The organism is Acinetobacter sp. YH01022, from assembly GCF_013420235.1.
Taxonomy (GTDB): Bacteria; Pseudomonadota; Gammaproteobacteria; order Pseudomonadales; family Moraxellaceae; genus Acinetobacter.
Genome location: NZ_VOYP01000038.1, coordinates 1 through 21,281, shown reverse-complemented (window position 1 = coordinate 21,281; position 21,281 = coordinate 1). Strand labels below are relative to the sequence as shown.

The 21,281-nt window shown below is 42.4% G+C and carries 17 protein-coding genes; 7 read left to right on the top strand and 10 right to left on the bottom strand.

Features of this window, described 5'->3' with window-relative positions; all coding sequences use genetic code 11:
* Nucleotides 1-446: 446 nt before the first annotated feature.
* The 3 genes from FTT87_RS12585 to acnD all read right to left on the bottom strand — a co-directional run bounded on the left by FTT87_RS12585 (nucleotide 447) and on the right by acnD (nucleotide 4,784).
* Nucleotides 447-590 carry a hypothetical protein gene (locus FTT87_RS12585; protein ID WP_086197667.1) on the bottom strand — a complete coding sequence of 48 codons (144 nt, stop codon included), beginning with the start codon at nucleotides 588-590 and terminating at the stop codon, nucleotides 447-449.
* 511 nt (nucleotides 591-1,101) lie between these two features.
* Nucleotides 1,102-1,998, bottom strand: coding sequence for an HNH endonuclease (locus FTT87_RS12580; protein WP_180081683.1), 897 nt, complete (start codon nucleotides 1,996-1,998; stop codon nucleotides 1,102-1,104).
* A gap of 167 nt (nucleotides 1,999-2,165) precedes the next feature.
* Nucleotides 2,166-4,784, bottom strand: a complete 2,619-nt coding sequence (gene acnD, locus FTT87_RS12575) for a Fe/S-dependent 2-methylisocitrate dehydratase AcnD (RefSeq protein WP_180044026.1) — start codon at nucleotides 4,782-4,784, stop codon at nucleotides 2,166-2,168.
* 727 nt (nucleotides 4,785-5,511) lie between these two features.
* On the opposite strand from acnD, the gene FTT87_RS12570 reads away from it, so the two are divergent.
* Complete coding sequence (locus tag FTT87_RS12570) at nucleotides 5,512-6,237, top strand: folate-binding protein YgfZ (RefSeq protein WP_180044024.1); 726 nt, start codon at nucleotides 5,512-5,514, stop codon at nucleotides 6,235-6,237.
* A gap of 109 nt (nucleotides 6,238-6,346) precedes the next feature.
* Here the strand turns inward: FTT87_RS12570 and FTT87_RS12565 are convergent, their stop codons facing one another.
* Nucleotides 6,347-6,592 (bottom strand): hypothetical protein, encoded by a 246-nt coding sequence (locus FTT87_RS12565; protein ID WP_086197672.1) that lies wholly within the window; start codon nucleotides 6,590-6,592, stop codon nucleotides 6,347-6,349.
* A 354-nt stretch (nucleotides 6,593-6,946) separates the two neighbouring features.
* Between FTT87_RS12565 and FTT87_RS12560 the strand changes: the two genes are divergently transcribed.
* Nucleotides 6,947-7,759, top strand: coding sequence for a tetratricopeptide repeat protein (locus tag FTT87_RS12560; RefSeq protein WP_166170843.1), 813 nt, complete (start codon nucleotides 6,947-6,949; stop codon nucleotides 7,757-7,759).
* Nucleotides 7,760-7,845: 86 nt separating this feature from the next.
* On the opposite strand, the gene FTT87_RS12555 is transcribed toward FTT87_RS12560, so the two are convergent.
* The 3 genes from FTT87_RS12555 to FTT87_RS12545 all read right to left on the bottom strand — a co-directional run bounded on the left by FTT87_RS12555 (nucleotide 7,846) and on the right by FTT87_RS12545 (nucleotide 12,100).
* Entirely contained in the window at nucleotides 7,846-8,772 is a 927-nt protein-coding gene (locus tag FTT87_RS12555) for an AEC family transporter (protein ID WP_180044022.1), read from the bottom strand.
* Nucleotides 8,773-8,871: 99 nt separating this feature from the next.
* Entirely contained in the window at nucleotides 8,872-9,981 is a 1,110-nt protein-coding gene (locus FTT87_RS12550; protein ID WP_180081687.1) for an NADH:flavin oxidoreductase/NADH oxidase, read from the bottom strand.
* 13 nt (nucleotides 9,982-9,994) lie between these two features.
* Nucleotides 9,995-12,100: a TonB-dependent receptor gene (locus FTT87_RS12545; RefSeq protein WP_180174938.1), complete on the bottom strand. Its 2,106-nt coding sequence runs from the start codon at nucleotides 12,098-12,100 to the stop codon at nucleotides 9,995-9,997.
* Between the two features lie 269 nt (nucleotides 12,101-12,369).
* On the opposite strand from FTT87_RS12545, the gene mutM reads away from it, so the two are divergent.
* Together mutM and FTT87_RS12535 are read left to right on the top strand one after the other, a co-directional pair.
* Complete coding sequence (mutM, locus tag FTT87_RS12540; protein ID WP_086197676.1) at nucleotides 12,370-13,224, top strand: bifunctional DNA-formamidopyrimidine glycosylase/DNA-(apurinic or apyrimidinic site) lyase; 855 nt, start codon at nucleotides 12,370-12,372, stop codon at nucleotides 13,222-13,224.
* The gene (locus FTT87_RS12535) at nucleotides 13,221-13,502 is read left to right on the top strand and encodes a peptidylprolyl isomerase (RefSeq protein WP_180044018.1); all 282 of its coding nucleotides are present in this window, start codon (nucleotides 13,221-13,223) and stop codon (nucleotides 13,500-13,502) included. The genes mutM and FTT87_RS12535 overlap by 4 nt, the downstream gene beginning before the upstream one ends.
* A 143-nt stretch (nucleotides 13,503-13,645) precedes the next feature.
* Here FTT87_RS12535 and mscL read toward each other — a convergent pair whose 3' ends face one another.
* Together mscL and typA are read right to left on the bottom strand one after the other, a co-directional pair.
* Complete coding sequence (gene mscL / locus FTT87_RS12530) at nucleotides 13,646-14,080, bottom strand: large conductance mechanosensitive channel protein MscL (protein ID WP_166170855.1); 435 nt, start codon at nucleotides 14,078-14,080, stop codon at nucleotides 13,646-13,648.
* Nucleotides 14,081-14,248: 168 nt separating this feature from the next.
* Nucleotides 14,249-16,084, bottom strand: coding sequence for a translational GTPase TypA (gene typA, locus FTT87_RS12525; RefSeq protein ID WP_166170857.1), 1,836 nt, complete (start codon nucleotides 16,082-16,084; stop codon nucleotides 14,249-14,251).
* A gap of 173 nt (nucleotides 16,085-16,257) precedes the next feature.
* Between typA and FTT87_RS12520 the strand changes: the two genes are divergently transcribed.
* The 3 genes from FTT87_RS12520 to FTT87_RS12510 all read left to right on the top strand — a co-directional run bounded on the left by FTT87_RS12520 (nucleotide 16,258) and on the right by FTT87_RS12510 (nucleotide 20,189).
* On the top strand, nucleotides 16,258-17,628 hold the full coding sequence (locus FTT87_RS12520; protein ID WP_086195686.1) for a uracil-xanthine permease family protein: 1,371 nt from the start codon (nucleotides 16,258-16,260) through the stop codon (nucleotides 17,626-17,628).
* A gap of 65 nt (nucleotides 17,629-17,693) precedes the next feature.
* Nucleotides 17,694-18,719: a methyltransferase gene (locus FTT87_RS12515; protein ID WP_180044016.1), complete on the top strand. Its 1,026-nt coding sequence runs from the start codon at nucleotides 17,694-17,696 to the stop codon at nucleotides 18,717-18,719.
* A 9-nt stretch (nucleotides 18,720-18,728) separates the two neighbouring features.
* Nucleotides 18,729-20,189: an amino acid permease gene (locus FTT87_RS12510; protein WP_180044014.1), complete on the top strand. Its 1,461-nt coding sequence runs from the start codon at nucleotides 18,729-18,731 to the stop codon at nucleotides 20,187-20,189.
* Nucleotides 20,190-20,246: 57 nt separating this feature from the next.
* On the opposite strand, the gene FTT87_RS12505 is transcribed toward FTT87_RS12510, so the two are convergent.
* Nucleotides 20,247-21,074, bottom strand: coding sequence for an alpha/beta fold hydrolase (locus FTT87_RS12505; RefSeq protein ID WP_180044012.1), 828 nt, complete (start codon nucleotides 21,072-21,074; stop codon nucleotides 20,247-20,249).
* Between the last annotated feature and the right edge of the window lie 207 nt (nucleotides 21,075-21,281).

Here is a 21,281-nt window from a genome sequence, read left to right as displayed (position 1 = left end):
CCCGAATAATTTTTATAAAGTTGAACCACAATAAACCCATATAAAATTTATGGATTTAATTCAATAATATAATTATGCCTTTATTGGGTAAAAATCAAGCGATTTTACATGAAATATCCGTGACATTCTTTAAATAAATATTTCTTAAAAATTTTGTGTAAACATATATTTTATTTGCATTTTCAAAGCAGGTTTTCCTGTGATGTTTTTGTCCAAAGCGTACCCAACATATCAGCATAATAATCAATATCAGGACACAGACAAGGCTAAGACAGAATGGATAGCAGAGTCGCCCAAATTCATTCAGCTGTGGAAATCACGGAATTTGTAATTCCACCTATAATCACGCTTGATACACTACGATAGAATGCCCAGCCAACAAAAAAGCCCTATGGATGAATAGGGCTTTTGTTCAAAACAGAGGATAACTGTTTGATAGGTGCTGCTTAGGCAATTTTGTTGTTAAATTGATTGCCAAGGCATTTGGTACACGGTGGTAGACGATCAGTACCAATTTCTAAGTAGGTGCGGTGTCCGCATTTGACACAAAAATAGAAGCCTGTTCCGGGTTTAGAGCCAGCAGTAACCATTTTTGTTCTCCATAGGTTTTAGAAATGGTGAACCTAGTATACCCCTATCGTGATGATTGTCTATTGATCATTTCAAAAATTGATGGTGGCATAATTGCAAAAAATAATTTCAAATAACAATTTTGACTGCTTTACAGAGATTTGCTGATCCAATTCTCAACTTGCAGTCCGTCGACTCGTAAGAATTCTTTTTCATTGTTGGTGACCATGACCCAATTATTTGCGCGGGCATGTGCAGCCAACCATAAATTATTATTCCAATAATTTGACCTTATTTTTGGAATTGATAACATATGCCACAATAATTCAAAACTACTACATTTCTTGAATCTAGAGTTTGTATTTGTTTAGATAGATTTTTCAGCACTAGAGTGTAATTTACCTAAAATAATGGCAGCTAAGAATAAGTCTGAAAAATGAGGCTAACTAAACTTACTCCTTAACTCTGATGACTGATTTTGATGATGTAACTATAAAACTTAAGCTTATTGAAATTTTATTTTTTAAAATCCTAATTTTTTGTCATCATCTTTTTTAATTCAGTTAATTTCAATAAAGGATTTCCTTTGTGCAGCATGCGATGACAATTAGAACAAACTATTGCTAAATCTTCTAATTTAGTTTCAATTAATCCATCAGCTTGATGTAATGGAACCAAATGATGAACCTCACAAAAGCCATCACCTATTGCACCATATGTATTTTTAAAGTTAAAAGAACAAACTTCACATTCAATTTTTCCTGTTTGAGCAAATACTATTTGCTTTTTTTCTGTCACTATTTTTCTATTTCTCTCCCTAATCAAATGTGTCTTAAATCTAGGATTTCCTTCAAGCCCAATAATCTCTTCCTCAACATCAGGTAAACTATCAAAAAAATTATTACTTTCAATATATTCTTGTACTCTGCTAACAAGATTTCTAGCCTCAGGTGCTTGAGCATACCATACATTACTTTGACCAATTCCACCTTTAACAGCTCTTGGAATTAAGATAGTCCTCTCATTAACAGGGATAAGGTATGCATCAACAAAATTAGCTTCTATAAAATAAAAATCTAATTTATTTTTTTCATGAATATCAGATATTTTTAATAACTTTCGGGGCTCTTTATAAACTTTAGCATTTTTATACCATCCAACAACTACAGTACCACCACTATCTGGTCCTGCTGTCCATACTACGGTTACGCCATCAGCAAACTCATCCCCCTTACCAGCTCCTAATTTTTTAATATCAATTTTTCCTGAGGAACGGACATATCCAAATACTTTTCCATCTACATTAGTAAAATTACATACCTCATGACCAATTGAATGATCATTGAAAGCCCCTCCTCTTTTAGGTATATCTCCTTTAGCTCCATTATAATTATCCATCCAACCTACATTACAAAATAATATTGCCATAGCCTACCCTTAATTTTCTTTTTTAATAAACAAAACCCCACTTAACAGTAGGATTTTTTAAAACAATATCAATAACTTTTAATCTTTAATCCTCCCCAACCCTCCTTTTTCAAAGGAGGGAGTTCCCCTCTTTCGCAAAGAGGGGCTAGGGGAGATTTTAAAAAAGATTAAGCCACATTCCCTTCCAAGAAATCCTGTGCAAAGCGTTGCAATACACCACCCGCTTCATAAACAGAAACTTCTTCTTCGGTATCCAGACGGCAGGTTACAGGTACTTCAACAATCTGGTTTTTACCATCATCAGTCGAACGTTCAATGACTAAAGTCAAGGTCGAACGTGGCGCAATATTACCTACTACGCTATACAGTTCCGTACCATCCAGCTTTAAAGTCTTGCGGTTAGTACCCGGTTTAAATTCAAGTGGTAATACGCCCATACCGACTAAGTTAGTACGGTGAATACGCTCAAAACCTTCGGCCACAATCGCTTCCACACCGGCAAGACGCACACCTTTAGCTGCCCAGTCACGGCTAGAACCCTGACCGTAGTCCGCACCCGCAATAATGATTAACGGTTGCTTACGGTTCATGTAAGTTTCAATCGCTTCCCACATACGCATCACTTCACCTTCCGGCTCGACACGCGCTTTTGAACCCTGCTTGATGGTACCGTCAGCACGAACCACCATTTCATTGAACAGTTTCGGGTTGGCCAAAGTCGCACGCTGCGCAGTCAAGTGGTCACCACGGTGCGTTGCATAGGAGTTAAAGTCTTCCTCAGGCACGCCCATTTTATGCAGGTATTCACCCGCAGCTGAATCCATAATAATCGCATTTGATGGCGATAAGTGGTCGGTAGTGATGTTATCCGGCAAGATCGCCAGCGGACGCATGTTTGTCAAGGTACGCGGTGCAGCCAAAGCTCCTTCCCAATACGGCGGACGGCGGATATAGGTACTTTGCGGACGCCAGTCATACAGTGGACTTGCCGCTTTTTCACGCTCGCCCAAATCAAACATCGGGATATACACTTTTTTAAATTGCTCTGGTTTTACCGCAACTTTTACCAGCGCATCAATTTCTTCATCCGATGGCCAGATGTCTTTGAGGTAAATCGGATTACCATCTTTATCGTTGCCAAGTGAATCTTTTTCAATATCAAAACGAATCGTTCCGGCAATCGCATAAGCAACGACTAATGGCGGAGAAGCCAGGAAAGCCTGTTTTGCATAAGGATGGATACGACCATCGAAGTTACGGTTACCTGAAAGTACCGCAGTGGCATACAGGTCACGGTCAATAATTTCTTGCTGAATTTTTGGATCTAGCGCACCCGACATACCGTTACAAGTCGTACATGCATAAGCGACAATACCAAAACCGAGTTTTTCCAGGTCGTGCAGTACACCCGCTTCTTCAAGGTAAAGTGCAGCGGCTTTAGAACCCGGTGCAAAAGAGGATTTTACCCAAGGCTTACGGGTTAGACCCAACTCATTTGCCTTACGTGCCAATAAACCGGCTGCCACTGTATTACGCGGGTTAGAGGTATTGGTACAAGAAGTAATCGCCGCAATAATCACCGCACCATCCGGCATTAAGCCTTCTGCTTCTTGCGCACGAGCGGCCTCTAAATTACCCGCAATGCCTTTTTCTTTCAGGTCAGCCGTTGATACACGTGCATGCGGGTTTGACGGGCCGGCAATGTTACGAGTTACCGTTGACAAGTCGAAACGCAGTACGCGTGGATATTCCGCCTGTTTCATGTCTGAAGCCCAAAGACCAATTTCTTTGGCATATTGTTCAACCAGTTTCACCTGGTCTGCTTCACGACCGGTTAAAGTCAGATAATCAATGGTGTTCTGGTCAATATAGAACATCGCCGCAGTTGCACCATATTCAGGTGTCATGTTAGAGATGGTCGCGCGATCACCCACCGACATGCTGTCTGCGCCTTCACCAAAGAATTCCAGATACGCACCAACGACACGTTCTTTACGCAGAAATTCAGTTAATGCCAACACGATATCGGTTGCGGTAATGCCTGCCTTACGCTGACCCACCAGTTCCACACCAATAATGTCTGGCAGACGCATCCAAGATGCACGGCCCAGCATCACGTTTTCAGCTTCCAAACCGCCCACGCCCACAGAAATCACGCCCAAGGCATCGGTATGCGGAGTATGTGAATCGGTACCGACACAAGTATCCGGGAATGCCACACCTTCACGGTTTTGAATCACTGGAGACATTTTCTCCAGGTTGATTTGATGCATGATGCCGTTGCCCGCAGGGATCACATCAACATTTTCAAAAGCAGTTTTGGTCCATTCAATAAAGTGGAAACGGTCTTCATTACGACGGTCTTCCACTTCGCGGTTTTTACGGAATGCATCCGGATCAAAACCGCCGTATTCCACCGCTAAAGAGTGATCGACGATCAGCTGGGTTGGAACAACCGGGTTGACTTTAGACGGGTCGCCGCCCTGGTCGGCAATGGCATCACGGAGGCCTGCAAGGTCAACCAGTGCAGTTTGCCCCAAGATGTCATGACACACCACTCGTGCCGGATACCAAGGGAAATCGTGATCTTGTTTACGTTCAATCAGCTGACGTAAAGACTGTTCCAGAATGGCAGGATCACAACGGCGTACCAGCTGTTCGGCAAGTACTTTTGAAGTATAGGGAAGTTTTGCATATGCGCCTGGCTGAATATCTTCTACGGCTTGGCGTACGTCATAATATTCGAGCTGGGTACCTTGCAGTGGTTTGCGGTAGTTGTTGTTCATAGCTTACCTGCCTCTTGAATCATTTTTTCTTTACTACGTAATTGTTGTTGCGAGTTACAATCGGTTCAACGGCATAGTACACCGCCGAAAAGCCATTTCCCAAATCTTTTATATTTCATATATTTAGATATAAAAACAGGTGTTTTGGAAACAAATTGTTACATATTTTTTGAGATATTTGCTCTAATCGTGCTTTTTTTGGAAAAATAGCGGGAAATAGGCCTCATTCTTTAGTATTAGATGTCCCTAAGCGAATACAAAACAATCTTGTTCTGTAATATTTTTCCCAATCGTTTAAGTAGATGTAAAGCTTATATTTTTTATATTGCATTCGCTCTTGTCAGGCATTAAAACCTAAAAAATAGCGTTAAGCTGCAAATCTGATGATCTAGCACTGCCTTCGATGCTTATCTTTTGAATATGCTTGTTGGGTAATACCTATTTTTCATCATTCCATCATTCTAAACCCTTCAAATATGACGTCAGAAAAGATCTTCACCTTACAAAAAATTGATAAAGGGTAAAAAATTTTGGTCGCCATTTTTATGTTAGAGCAGCGATTTTAATGCTAATGATTTTGTCGCTTGCCCGCATTCATTTAAACAAAACTGCATATTTCCGAATTTCAGTAAAGCTATAGCAATCTGGGCTTTTTGTTTGCCTATCTGCACTGCATGCTGCAAAATATCTGCACTAATGATTTGTGAAATATATCCAGAGGCTAGTCATGTCAACGTCTACTGCTTTTACACTATTCACTTTAAAGGGTGTAGATGCACAAAAATTCCTTCAGGGCCAAGTGACTTTAAATGCTGAGGCATTAGCCGAAAACCTGACTCGCTATACCGCGATCTGTAGTTTAAAAGGACGAATCCAGTTTGGCTTATGGCTAAAAAAAATTAGTCCGGAAAGTTTTGAAATTGTGGTCACTGACGATCAGGCCGAAGAATTTGCCAAACACATTAAAAAATTTGGTGCTTTTTCGAAAATGAAGCTGGAACAAGTCGGCCGAGTTTTCCCTACGCTCAATGGCGATAGCACCGATTTTTCTAGCACTGAAACCGATATCGCAGCTTGGCAGCTGCAAGCGATTGAAGCCGGTCAGGCCTGGATTGAAGCGACAACGGCACAAGAATTCCAGCCGCAAGAACTGCGTTTGCATCAGCGTGAAGGCGTACATTATGACAAGGGCTGCTATTTGGGTCAGGAAATTATTGCACGCCTCTGGTTCAAGGCCAAACCGAAACACTGGCTGCATTTGGTGCAAGGTAGCGGTGATGCTCCTGCTGCTGCAACCCAGTTAAACAATGATGTTGAAGTGATCAACAGCATTGCTGTGGATGGCGGTTATAAAGCCCTGGTCGTGGCAAAACCTGCTGCGCTTGAAGAGCTGGGGTTACAAGTTCTAGATTTGCCTGAAGCTTTAAATGGTGATGTAGCACGTCCACAGTAAATCTTGAAACTTTAGATATTTAAGCTTTGGATATATGCTGCACTGAGCCTCCATCTTTGGAGGCTTTTTTATGCATTTGAAGGGATACTAAACCGATCACATTTCCGGATTAAAAACCATGAAACAGCTTGTTCATGTCTTTGCAGACATATTCTTTAAATGAATAATCACGCGCATGCTTGGCATCAAATTTTGCTTCAAGCTCACCTTTTTTAAAAATATAGACACGGTCATCTTTACTGACCAAATATTCAGCCCCCAGTTTCATCAGCAAAGCATCCATTTTTTCTTCTTCAGGAATATTGCTGTCCAGATTGACCCGATCATAGGCACGTTTAATGGCTTTAATGAACATTTATCTACTCACACATTAATTCAGCCGCGATTTAAACAAAGATTGGCTGAAAAACAAAGTGCCGTTTCGCTGCTGCGTATTTTTCTCTGATCATTGTGCTTGATGGTTTTAAATTTTAAGCACAAAACAATTCATCTACAAAGCCCTCACCCTACTTAAGCTTGCTTTAAGATTTTCTACCCAAAATCGAGCCAGTAACAATTATGTAAATATCTATGAAATATTATGGTAATGCACCCCTCATGTATTTACATTCACATAAATAAACTTATGATGTTAAAGGAAGGGTTCCATATTCATTTTTAAGCACATAAATGGAATTAAGATTATGTTTATAAAAGGTTTTTTAAAAATATGAAAAGAATTATACTTGCCAGCCTGATCGCTTTGTCTTCAAGTTTTGCGATGGCTGAAATGACAACCACTTCTGTTGATCCTGCATTTGCCAAAGTAGAAACACTGGTCAAAGCCAACGATATGAAAGGCGCTTATCAGGAGCTGGATAAACTAGCAAAAACAGGAAATGCACAGGCACTTTATAATTTGGCCTACCTGACTCAAACCGGTCAGGGCACCACCAAAGATGAGAAAAAAGCCATCCAGCTGTATCAAGAGTCTGCAAACAAAGGCTATCCGGTAGCCAACTATGTCCTAGGTAAAAACTACATGACCGGTACTTTAGGTCTGCCCCAAGATACTAAAAAAGCCAAACAGTATTTAGAAAAAGCATCCAAGCAAGGTTTTGATGATGCCAGCGTAGATTTGGCCGTATTACTGTTTTCTGAAGGTACAGCAGCATCAGATAAACTGGCTTTACAAAAATTGGACCCGCTGATCAAAAAAGGCAATTATCAGGCCATTCATGCCAAAGCGTTATATGACATCAGTCAGGGTTTTAAAAACAAAAACGAAGCGCCAATTAAGCAAGGCTTAAAAAGCATTCAGGATCTGGCACAAAAAGGCTATATTCCCGCTTTAATGGCTGTAGGTAACATGTTTGCCAACGGTAAAATCGTTCCGCAAAACCTGCCTGAAGCGAAAAAAATTTTTGAGGCTTTAGCCAAAGAAAATATCCCGCAAGCCAAACAATCTTTAGCTGTGGTGGATAAAATGATTGCCGAACAGGCCAAAAACCCACCTAAAGCTACTGCTGAAAAGAAAAGCTAATCACTGCAGAGATGATTAAAAGCCTCAATTCCGGGGGCTTTTTTTATGCCTATTATTTTGTTGCTATTCATGCTGACCGTAAAATTTTAAGCCCACCAGACACTAATTAACACACTCACCACAATGAATCCTAAAATGGTACTCATCAATAAAGGAGTTAAAGTTTTTTCATTTAAACCATACGCTTGACCTAACATGGCAAAAATGGTCGGCATCGGCAAAGCGGCAATAAGCGTTCCAGCATAGACCATTTCCTGACTCACATTGGTTAAATAATTCAAACCCAGGAACATCAGCAAAGGCATGATCAGGTTACTGGAAATCACCAGATAAAAGCTTTGCAGATTCACATATTTCAGCGTCAATCCCACAATCCCGCCACCAATCGAGAATAAGGCTAAAGGCGATGCAGTTTGTCCAAGCAGGGCCAAGACCTGATCCAGCTGTTTAGGAATATGAATCTGAAAGATGGCGCAGGCTATCCCCAGCATGACGCCCATAAACAAGGGATTTTTCAATAAAGTAACCACCGTGCTCTGGAGGATTTGGGCAAAACTTGCCTTTTGTGAGTTTCCCAGTTCCGCCAGAATCAGCACTGCCGGAATAAGCAGCACACTTTCAATGATTACCACCAAAGAGGTATAGGTCATCGCCTTTTGTCCCAGCAGCAAGGATAATACCGCCGTACCAATGAGCCCGGTATTCGACATGGCCGCACCTAGCGACAAAACTGAAGACTGTGAACGGTCATTTTTAAAGTAATGGGAAACAATAAAAAATGCCGCAGCATATAAAATAAAAGTCACGCCGCTATAGACAAGAAAGTATTCGGGATACCAGATTTCATGCAAATCTTTTGCGGCCAAGGATTGGAAAAATAAAGCAGGTAGCGCAATTTTAATGACAAAGGCCCCAACAGCATTGACTTGCTCTTTTGTTAAAAGCTGAAAATTTACCGAAAGATAACCTAAAGCTAATAAAAAAAAGATCGGTACGATGACCGTAAAGACCATATAGAATTTGTCCTTTCAATAAATAAAATTACTTGCCCAGACTCCGACTCTTTAGAGTCTGAGCATTAAAACATTCAAGCGAAATATCGGGATGAAGCATTAAAAAGCGCTAAACAACGCTTTTAATCCACGCGGCTGACAGCGCAAATATTGCGGTGCAATTTGAATATTTTCACCCAACTCTGCGGCAGCATGCCATGGCCAGCGCGGGTCATACAGCATAGCACGAGCTAAAGCAATTGCGTCAGCTTGCTGATAATGTAAAATTCCTTCGGCCTGCATGGCTTCAGTAATTAAACCCACAGCAATCACGGGAATGCTGACGACCTGCTTAATGGCATGAGCAAATGGAACCTGATAATTGGCTTCCAGATGAATATTCTGATCGATATGCAAGCCACCACTCGACACATGGATATATACTGCATCGAGTTGTTCCAAAGCCTTGGCCAAACCGAGCGAAGATTCGATATCCCAACCGTCATGCGCCTCCATCCAGTCCGTTGCAGAAATACGCACGCCTATAGGGTAGCCTTCTGGTACCGCATTTTTCATGGCCTGAAAAACTTCCAGCGTCAAGCGAATGCGGTTCTCGAAACTGCCGCCATATTCGTCCTGACGCCGATTCGATAATGGTGACATAAATTGATGCAGCAAATAACCATGTGCTGCATGCACTTCAATTAAGTCAAAACCGGCATCCACAGCACGCTTGGCAGCATCAGCAAAGTCTTGAATCACTTGCTGGATTTCATCTTTACTCAGCGCATGCGGTGCATGATCGGCTGGATTAAAAGGAATGTCACTGGCAGAAACTGTTTGCCAGCCATGAGTCTCTGTCGGCTTAAATTGACCTCTTCCATTCCAAGGTTTATCGGTTGAGGCTTTACGCCCTGCGTGTGCCAATTGCACTGCAAACGGCATAGGCGAAAGTGTCTTTATTTTTGTCAGTAATGCCTTAATCTGATCACGCTGTGTATCATTCCACAATCCCAAATCGGCATAACTGATCCGCCCTTCCGCTTGCACTGCGGTGGCTTCAACAATACATAAACCGGCACCAGACAAGGCATAATTAGCCCATTGCTGCTCATGCCAATAGGTCACCTCCCCTTGTTCAGTTGCCGAATACTGACACATTGGAGCAATTACGATTTTATTGCTCAGTTTTAACGAACCAAATTGAATTGGTTGAAATAATAACGCCACGCTTAGCCCCCTGTTAGAATACCTTGCTCACACTTAATCCCGCACTCCAGTTCAAACCATCTGCGGGTTCAAAGAAGCGTCCATTACCCTCATTTACAATCACTGAACCGACATAGTCTTTATCCAACAGATTATCGACTCGCGCAAAAGTCCGGACTTTCCAGTCGGCCTGTTTCCAGACATAACCGACATTGGCCGAAATGATGCTATAACTTGGTGCGGCATCGCTATTTACATCATCTACATAGACCTGATCCATATAGCGGACATCAAAACCCGCATTAAAGCCGATTTCCGGCTGCCAGCCTAAAGAGGCAAATGCCTGATTTTTAGCGATACCCGGAATCTTGTTGCCTTTCTGCACCATACTGTCCGGAATCGCTGCATCAAATGTAGCATCAATATAGCTGTAGCTGGCCTGAGCAGTTAAATCACGCCATAGATTTTTGTTCCAGGACAGCTCCCCCCCTTCACGCAGCGTTTTATCCGCATTCTTATAGGTCGCACGGCCATCCACTGTTCCAGCAGAAACAATATCGTTTTGTGTTTTGCTTTGGAAGACTGCAGCCGTGAAATTGCCCCACATATTTTGTGCTTTCACACCCAGTTCATAATTATTACTGCTGGCGGGCTTTAAATTAAAGTTTATGCCATCGTTTGCTGAATAGGCCATTTCGGTAAAGGTGGGAGTTTCAAAACCTTTGGCATAGCTGGCATAAACATTGAACCGGTCATTCATTTTCCAGCTTAAAGCCACTGAAGGTAGCACCTGGTCATAGTCGGTCTTGCCGCTATCATCGCCATTGCCTGTGACAATATAGTGATCGTTGGACTGGTAATGTACATTGCTATAACGCAGTCCTGTGTCCAAGGTCCAATTGGGTAAAAAATCCCACGCGGCTTGAAGATAGGGATCTAAATTCCATAAAAAATTCTGTTCATCACGGCGTAGCTTCCCTTTTACGCCAAATTGCCCATTGGCATCAAAGTTTTCATAACCCTGGCGGTCTTCATCCATATAATCAAAGGCCAGACCTGCTGTTACACGTGTATTGGGTAAAAGATTCTTTCCAGTCCAGCGAATATCAGTGCCGTAATAATCACGGCTGAAATCAATCACACCGCCGGCATGGCGTGAGTTTATTTGAGTTGCCGAAGGAATCGACTGATACTGGGTCACTTCACGATGTCCCAGATAAGCCATAGCATACAGTTCATGCTGGTCATTGATCGGTTTAGACCAGGTCAGACCGGTCTGGGTTTGATTAATTTCCTTGCGCACGTCATAGATATTGTTCGCATCATTGACCTGTTTGGGATTGGCTTGCCACTGCTGGCGGGTCAAACCTTGCGGATCATCGGCATTTATATCAACATGATTCATAATCCAGTTCAGTTTAGAGCCGTCATCCAGATTCCAGGTCAGTTTGGCATTACTCAGTACTTTATGCGCAGCACTGTGGTCACGGTAGCCATCAGTATCAAAATAAGAGGAACTGAGCACATAACTCGGCTCACCGGCCCGATCTGCACCACCTTGCAATATCACATTGGCACGGCTTTTATGCTGACTGCCAGCTGAATAGCCCAATTCAATGGAATCTTTGCATGCTCCCTGTTTGGTCGTGGTCAAAATCGTTCCGCCAGAGGAATTGCCATAAAGTGTAGAAAATGGCCCACCCAGTACTTCAATATGATCCAGACTGCTTAAATCAATATTTGAGGTCTGGCCCTGCCCATCCGGCATGCTCGCAGGAATACCATCGACATATAAACGGATACCACGCACACCAAAAGTTGAACGGGCACCAAAGCCACGCATGGAAATCTGTAAATCCTGGGCATAATTTTCGCGGTTATTCAGCTGTAAGCCAGGTACACCTTTTAAAGTTTCAGAAAGATTTACACCGAGATTATTCGTATTGTTATTTTGTTCGATTCGATATACTGAAGCAGGTGTTTGCAGCCAGTCAGTATCGCTACGTGTCGCTTCTATTTTAATGACGGGAAGCAAAACCGGGTCCGTAGAATCAGGGGCAGCATAAAGATGCTGGCAGAGGCATGCTGTCAGGTAAAATAAAGTCTTAGAAAAGAGAATCTCGTAATATTTACCTGGCATAGCTTGCTCTATATCTTATTAAAATACTGTTTGAAAGCTTAAACGAACTACCCGCATAGCGTTTAAGTTTATTTGTAGTATCAGGGTTAATGACCCCTTCAGATTGAGGAAAAGCATGAAGCAATCGGCGAATTAAAATGACTGCTAGAATCAGTCCATTGCATCTATTAACAAATTGCAACAAGCATATAGATTTTTTAAGACTCCCTTGCAATCCCCTCTTAGCAGTCCAATATTAAGCACAAAGTTTTCTTGATACATTTGATCCTATGCCTGAATTACCTGAAGTTGAAACCACCAAAACCAGTCTCTTGCCACTGTTGGATCAAACCGTTTTAAAGGTAGAAGTCCGTCAGCCGAGCTTACGTTGGCCTATTCCTGAAAATATACAAAAGTTGGTGGGTCAAAAATTGCTGAAACTCACCCGCCGTTCCAAATATATTTTGGCAGAGTTTGAACAAGACAGTATGCTCTGGCATTTGGGCATGTCAGGCAGTTTCAGATTATGTACAGCAACAGACGAACTGCGCAAACACGATCATCTGATCATTCAATTTGAAGATATTGAACTGCGTTATCATGATCCGCGCCGTTTCGGCTGTATTTTATGGCTCGATCAAGACTCGCAAAGCAAACTGATTGATACTTTAGGGCCTGAACCTTTGAGTGAAGCATTTAATGCTGAATATCTGTTTGAAAAATTTAAAAAGAAAAATGTAGCAGCGAAAGTGGCGATTATGGATAACCACATGGTGGTGGGAGTGGGCAATATTTATGCAACGGAAAGTTTATTTAACGTAGGGATTCATCCTGCTCAACCGGCTTCTAGCCTGAGTTTTCAGCAAATTGAACAGTTAGTTATAGAAATTAAACGTATTTTAAAACAGGCGATTGATCTCGGCGGCTCGACCTTGCGTGACTATACCAATGCCATGGGTGAAAACGGCTATTTCCAGCAAACCCTGCTGGCTTATGGTCGTGCCGGTGAAATGTGCGTGAATTGTGAAACCACGTTGGAAAATTTAAAACTCGGACAGCGTGCATCGGTATTTTGTCCAGAGTGTCAGCCCCTAAAAAAAGTTAAAATAGCCCACCAGAAAGCCATTAAAGGAAGCCAAGCATGAAATCTGCCATCGTTCGACATATCTTGGTCAAAGATAAAGTGCTGGCTGAACAGCTGAAAAAGAAAATTAAGGATGGGGCTGATTTTGCCAAAATTGCCAAACAGCATTCCACCTGCCCTTCGGGCAAAAAAGGTGGCGAACTGGGTGATATCAAAAAAGGCCAGTTAGTCGGTCCGATTGATAAAGCCGTATTTACTTTGCCTGAACGTGAACTGCATGGCCCAATCAAAAGCCAGTTTGGCTGGCATTTGCTGGAAATCAAGTTTCGGATGGATTAGTAATCTTTGTTGCTCCTTCCTCCTTTTAGGAGGAAGGCTGGGATGGAGGTAAACCTCTCCCTAGCCCTCTCCTAAAAGGAGAGGGAATAAATAAGGAATAAAAAAAGGTACATTCAGTACCGTTTTTTTCAAGCAGAAAATCATTAAACCTTTTTCTTCAATTCATCACGGATTTCACGCAGTAACTGAATATCTTCCGGTGTTGGGGCAGGTGCTGCCGGCACTTCCTCTTTTGTACGGCGCATGCGGTTTAACATTTTTACCATCAGGAACACCACCCAAGCCAAAATGATAAAGTTAATTAAAATCGTGAGGAAATTACCATAGGTCAGCACGTTAATTCCGGCTTTGGTCAATGCATCCAAAGATTGCAGATTCTCCGGATTATCCCCGAGGACGATAAATTTCTGGGTAAAATCAACGCCTCCACCCGTAATCAGGGTAATGATGGGCATGATGATATCTTTTACCAATGAGTCGACAATTTTACCGAATGCCCCGCCAATGATAACCCCGATAGCCAAATCCATCATGTTGCCCTTGATGGCAAACTCTTTAAATTCTTGAACAATACTCATACTTGACTCCTGAGACCATTTTCAGTGTTTTTATAGGGTGATAATTAATCTGTTGTTAGAGGTACTTTAGCAATTTTTGCTCACAGAGCAGTTTCATTTTGTAACTTATGCTCACAAAAAAACCGCTAACCTTAGTTAGCGGTTTTTTATATCTGCTAAACAGAAAAATTATTTACCGCGGTTACGCTTACGTTCGTTTTCAGTCAAGTAACGTTTACGGATACGAATTGATTTCGGTGTTACTTCAACCAACTCGTCATCTTCGATGAATTCAAGCGCCTGTTCAAGCGTGTATTCAATGTTCGGTACAAGTGTTAAGGCATCATCAGTACCTGATGCACGTACGTTAGTGAGCTGTTTCGCTTTAGTCGGGTTAACCACCATGTCGTCTGAACGAGAGTTAATACCCACGATCATTCCTTCATAAACTTCCAACTGTGGTTTAGCAAATAGACGGCCACGGTCTTGTAGTGTGAACAATGCATAGCCCAGGCAAGTACCTTGAACCATAGAAATCAACACACCGTTTTGACGTTTAGCAACAGTACCTTGTTTCATTGGACCGTAATGCGAGAAGCTTGATGTCATGATCCCTGTACCAGAAGTCATGGTCAAGAATTCAGAACGGAAACCGATCAAGCCACGTGAAGGAACAGTTGCTTCAATACGGATACGGCCTTTACCGTCAACTTCCATATTGGTCATCTCGCCTTTACGGTGACCCATTTGTTCCATTACAGCACCTTGATGCTGTTCTTCAACGTCAAAAGTTACGTTTTCGTACGGCTCTTGCATTTGACCGTCGATTTCTTTCAAGATCACTTGCGGACGAGATACACCCATCTCGAAGCCTTCACGACGCATGTTTTCGATCAAAACTGAAAGGTGAAGTTCACCACGGCCAGACACTTTAAAACGGTCTGGACTGTCAGTATCTTCAACACGAAGTGCTACGTTATGAATCAATTCGCGATCTAGACGTTCACGGATGTTACGTGAAGTCACGAATTTACCTTCTTTACCCGCAAACGGTGAATTGTTGACCTGGAACGTCATCGATACGGTAGGCTCATCTACAGACAATGGCGGTAAAGCTTCAACAGCTTTCGGATCACAGATTGTGTCAGAAATGTTGAGTGCATCAATACCCGTTACACAAACGATATCGCCTGCAGAAGCTTCTTCAACGTCAACACGATCTAGACCATGGTAACCCATGATTTTTAAGATACGGCCGTTACGCGTCTTACCATCTTTATCAATCACAGTCACTTGCGTATTTAATTTCACTGAACCGCGCTGGATACGACCAACACCGATCACACCAACGAAGCTGTTATAGTCAAGTGAAGAAATCTGCATTTGGAATGGACCATCAACATCAACTGCTGGTGGCTCAACGATGTCAACGATTGTTTGGAACAACGGTGTCATATCTTCAGCAAGTTCTTCTGGAGAAGGACCAGCAACACCACGAAGACCAGATGCATAAACGATCGGGAAGTCTAACTGTTCGTCAGTACCACCAAGATTATCAAACAGATCAAAAACTTGATCGATCACCCAGTCACAACGTGCACTTGGCTTGTCGACTTTGTTGATAATCACGATTGGTTTCAAACCACGTGCAAAGGCTTTTTGTGTTACGAAGCGTGTTTGTGGCATTGGACCTTCTTGTGCGTCCACAAGTAGCAATACACAGTCTACCATCGACAATACACGTTCTACTTCACCACCGAAGTCGGCGTGCCCCGGGGTGTCCACGATGTTAATGCGGTATTCAGTATTAGTACGTTCATCTAACCATTTGATTGCAGTGTTTTTTGCAAGAATGGTAATACCACGTTCACTTTCAATAGCGCCTGAATCCATGACACGCTCAATCTCGCCCGCTCGTTCACCGAGTGCACCTGATTGTTGTAAAAGTTTGTCTACAAGAGTTGTTTTACCGTGGTCAACGTGCGCAATAATGGCAATGTTGCGGAGAGTTTTAATATCTGACATGTAAATTCGATACGTATTAAATTTGAGGGCAAATTATACAGAAAAAACTAAACTTTTAGTAGTGACAGTTTATTGACAGTTACAAGTTTTTTTGACTATTCGTCCTTTTTTTGGTTTGTAAACTCCTGTAACTCGATTAGAATAACGCCAAATTGCTGTTGTACCTTTCTTACATGTCTGATTTACAAAACTCTCCCAAACAACAAGATCGTCTTGATTTGGTCTACGGATTAAACGATCGCCCCAAACCATTTATCGCTTTTCTCGCTGCCCTGCAACATTTACTTGCGATTATTGTCCCGATTGTCACGCCCGGCTTGCTCATCTGTTTAGCTCTTGGGGTGTCAAAAGAAGACACCAACATGATTCTTTCCATGTCTTTGGTCATCTCCGGGATTGCAACCTTTTTACAATGTAAAAAGGTTGGCCCTTTGGGCGCGGGTCTTTTAATTGTACAAGGCACCAGTTTTAACTTTATTGGTCCGATTATCGGCATTGGTTCAGCCATGGTCGCGGCAGGCACCCCTGTTGAAGCGGTGATGGCTTCTATTTTTGGTGTAGTAATTGCCGGATCGTTTATTGAAATGGGTGTGTCACGTATTTTACCTTGGGTAAAACAACTGATCACTCCTCTTGTTACAGGTATTGTGGTCCTGCTGATTGGTTTGACCTTAATTAAGGAAGGTTTAATCAGTATGGGGGGCGGTTATCAGGCCATGGGCGATAAAACCTTTGCCAACGCCGATAACCTGATTATGTCCTGTACGGTACTGGCGATTATTATTGTCCTGAACCGTGTCCGTATTACCTGGATCAAAAGCTCCGCCATTCTGATTGCCCTGATTATTGGTTATGCTCTTGCCGGCTTTATGGGTCACCTTGATTTTTCAGGCATGAAAGATGCGCCAATGGTTCAGATTCCAACACCGATGCATTTTGGTTTAAGCTTCTCTTGGAGCTTGTTTATTCCCATGGCCTTTATTTATCTGGTCACGTCTTTAGAAGCGATTGGTGACATTACCGCAACTTCAAAGATTTCGAATCAGCCAGTCGATGGCCCAGTATGGATGGAGCGTATTAAAGGCGGTGTGCTGGTGAATGGTGCCAACTCTTTGCTCGCCGGCTTATTCAATACTTTCCCAAGTTCGGTATTTGCACAAAATAATGGTGTCATTCAGCTTACTGGTGTTGCAAGCCGTTATGTCGGTATCTGGATTGCAGCATTACTGGTAATTTTAGGCTTGTTACCTGCGGTTGCTGGCGTGATTCAAGCAGTTCCTCAAGCCGTGCTTGGCGGTGCAGTCATGGTGATGTTTGGTGCTGTGGCGGCTTCTGGTATTAATATCCTGTCAGGAATTCATCTTGACCGTCGTGCCCTGTTAATTATTGCCATTTCACTGGCCTTGGGCCTAGGTGTTGCACAAGTCCCACAAATTTTGGAACATCTTCCTGAGTTATTCCGTAACATCTTCAGTTCCGGTGTGGCGACTGGTGGTATTGCAGCATTGCTTTTAAATATTATTCTTCCTGAATCGAAGCAATAATTTCATTTCAGCATCAACTCTGCCCAGCATTGTCTGGGCAGAGTTTTTCAATGGCGAGATAAAAAATGGATCCAAGAAGTGAAGTTGTCATTCGACAGCATGAATACCTTTCTGGACGTGTGCTTTTAGTCAATGCACCGACTGATGATTTACTTTCCAATCTAGAGAAAGACATCAGCCCTTGTTTGTGGACATGGAATTATAATGAATTTCAATATTTTCAGTCACAACAGGCCGCTGTACATTTTGGCGTAGAGCTTCCTGAAGGCAGTTTTGACCAGGCCATTATCTTTGTACCGAAGTCCAAAGAACTGTTAAATTATGTCCTGCATAATGTCGTCAGCCGTCTAGGTTTAGGGGCTTCCATCTTCCTGGTGGGTGAGAAAAAAGGCGGCGTTGAACGTGCAGCCAAACAACTACAGCCTTATGGCAAAGCCTTTAAACTGGACAGTGCACGTCATTGCCAGCTCTGGCAACTCAAGATTGAATCGACGGTTAAAGAAAAGACTTTGGCAAATTGGGCCCAAGAATATACGGTAGCAACACCAAAAGGTGATCTCACTATTTGTGCCCTGCCCGGCGTATTCAGCCAAAATCGTTTAGATGTCGGCACAGCAGTATTCTTACCGTTTTTATCACAGGTCACTTCAGGTAAAATTGCCGACTTTGGCTGTGGTGCCGGTATTATCAGTGCTTATCTGGCCAAACTGAATCCGAAAAACCGCATTTTTGCGCTGGATGTTGATGCTTTTGCATTGGCCTCTACCCGCATGACTTTTGAAAAAAATGACCTTTCTCCCGAACAGCTTGAAATTACTGCTGTGACGGGTATTGAAGATGCGCCTCTTTTCTTGCATGCCATCATCAGCAATCCGCCTTTCCATCAAGGTATTCAAACCAATTATGATGCCAGTGAAAGCTTGTGCAAAACTTCACGCCGTCATTTGAAATCGGGTGGTGAACTCTGGATTGTGGCAAACCGCTTTTTAAATTATCCATTACTCATTGAACAAAGCTTTGGCAAATGTACAACCAAAGCCGATCAACAAGGCTTTAAAGTGCTGTTCACTAGCACCGAAAAGAAATCTTAAGGAACAACGATGAGCGAAACTCAATCTGCACATTTACAGCGTAAGCTGGGTGCACGTCATTTGAATATGATCGCCATTGGTGGTTCTATCGGCACAGGCTTATTCCTGGCTTCTGGTGCAACCATTGCCAATGCAGGTCCGGGCGGTGCTTTATTGGCTTACTGCCTGATTGGAATCATGATTTATTTCCTGATGACCAGTCTGGGCGAGCTTGCGACCCATAACCCGACCTCAGGTGCTTTCTTTACCTACGGTACAAAATATGTAGAAGGCGGTTTTGGCTTTGCTTTGGGCTGGAACTATTGGTACAACTGGGCCATTACGGTTGCTTTTGAACTGGTTGCTGTCCAGTTTATTATGAAATTCTGGTTTCCAGATATTCCCGGATTTTACTGGAGTGCTATTTTTCTGAGCGTAATTTTTGCCATTAACTCACTCTCTGTAAAAGGCTTTGGTGAAAGTGAGTTTTTGTTCTCCCTGGTTAAAGTCATTGCAATCGTTGTCTTTATTATTATTGGTATTGCCATGATTGCAAAAATCATGCTGACACCGAATATGGTAACCTTTGCCAACTGGACCAAAGGTGATGCACCTTTTGTTGGTGGTTTGCAGGCCATGATTGGTGTCGCCATGATTGCCGGATTCTCCTTTCAGGGCACAGAGATGGTGGGTGTGGCTGCGGGTGAATCGAAAGATCCTAAAAAGACCATTCCAGTAGCCATCAAGCAAATTTTCTGGCGTATTTTATTATTCTATGTGGTGTGTATTTTCATCATTGGTACGCTAGTGGCTTATGATGATCCACGCCTGTTACAAGCGGCAGCAAGTGAAAACATTACCCTTTCACCTTTTACCTTATTGTATGAAAAAGTCGGTTTTGCTTTCGCCGCAGGTTTAATGAATGCCGTAATCTTAACTGCGATCCTGTCCGCAGGTAACTCAGGCATGTATTCATCCACCCGTATGCTGTTTGACATGGCACGCAAAGGCAGTGCACCAAAAATCTTTGGTAAACTGGATTCGCGTGGTGTACCCATGAATGCACTGTATGCCACCACAGCAATTGCCGCGCTTTGCTTTCTCACCACTTTTATTGGGGAACAACAAGTATTTAACTGGTTGCTGAATATGTCGGGAATGTGCGGATTCATCGTATGGTTGGGTATTGCCATTTCACACTACCGTTTCCGTAAAGGTTATTTGGCACAAGGTTATAAACTGGAAGATTTAGCGTATAAAGCCAAGTTTTTCCCATTTGCCCCTTGGTTTGCCTTTATTCTTTGTACGATTGTCGTACTTGGACAGAACTATCAAGCCTTTATTACGGGTGATTGGCTCGGTGTATTATCCACCTATATCAGTATTCCATTATTTTTAGCAATCTGGCTGGGTTATAAATGGAAAAACAAAACCAAGTTGGTTTCTTATCAAGATATGGATGTTAAACCGATGAATCCTGATCAGGACTAAATCGGGTATTCAAATAAAAAAAACAGCCTAAAGGCTGTTTTTTTTATTTAACTTATATCAATGATGTGCCAGAAATTCCTTCAAGGCAAAACTGACTTCATTTTTATGAGTGGTACACAACCCGTGCGGTGCTCCCTTAATTTGCTCTTCCACACCCTGTTTTAAGAGTTTAACGGTCTGCTGGCTACAGATTTCTGGCGGTACGATGTTATCTGCTGTTCCATAAAGCACCAAGGTCGGTACTGTAATCTGGGTTAAATCTTCACGTAAATCGGTTTCTGAAAATGTATGGATACAATCATAATGGGCCTTGATTGAACCCTGCATTGCAATACGCCAAAAATTTTGTATTATCCCTTCCGAAGTTTTATTTAACAGCTTGTCATATCCATAAAATGCTTTAGCAAAATCCAGATAAAAATCGGCTCGGTTAGCGAGTAAATTTGCACGCATCTCATCAAACACGTCCGAATCTACACCGTCTGGATAATCATCTCGTTTAATCATGAGTGGAGTTACAGCTGCAATAAGTGCAAGTTTAGTGACTTTATGCTGACCATATTTTGCCGTATAACGGGTCACGACAGCCCCACCGGTAGAATGTCCGACTAAAGCGAACTCGGTTAATCCAAGATGCTCAATGAGTTGATGCATATCTTGTGCATATTGATCAATGTTATGTCCAGCCCAAGGCTGACTCGAGCGTCCATGACCACGTCGATCAAATGCAATCACCCGATAGCCATGTTCTGCAAGAAATAACATCTGGTCTTCAAAAGCATCACTGGAAAGAGGCCATCCATGGGAAAAGACCACAACCGGCCCCTCTCCCCAGTCCTTATAATAAATCGAGGTTCCATCTGTTGTCGTTAACATCTGTGCCATTTTTTCACCCTCTTTTTATTGTATATAGGTGTTTATTAGAACAAGATCGAAATGAAACAGTGTATTAAACAAGTTATGCTTAAGTTGACAAAAACAACTAAACATGCGAAAAGACATTTTTGGTTAAACGATGTTTGCACATGCCACGGATTGTTACCGTCCCACTCAGCTTAGAACAGCGTGCACAACTAATTCTCCTGACCAAGC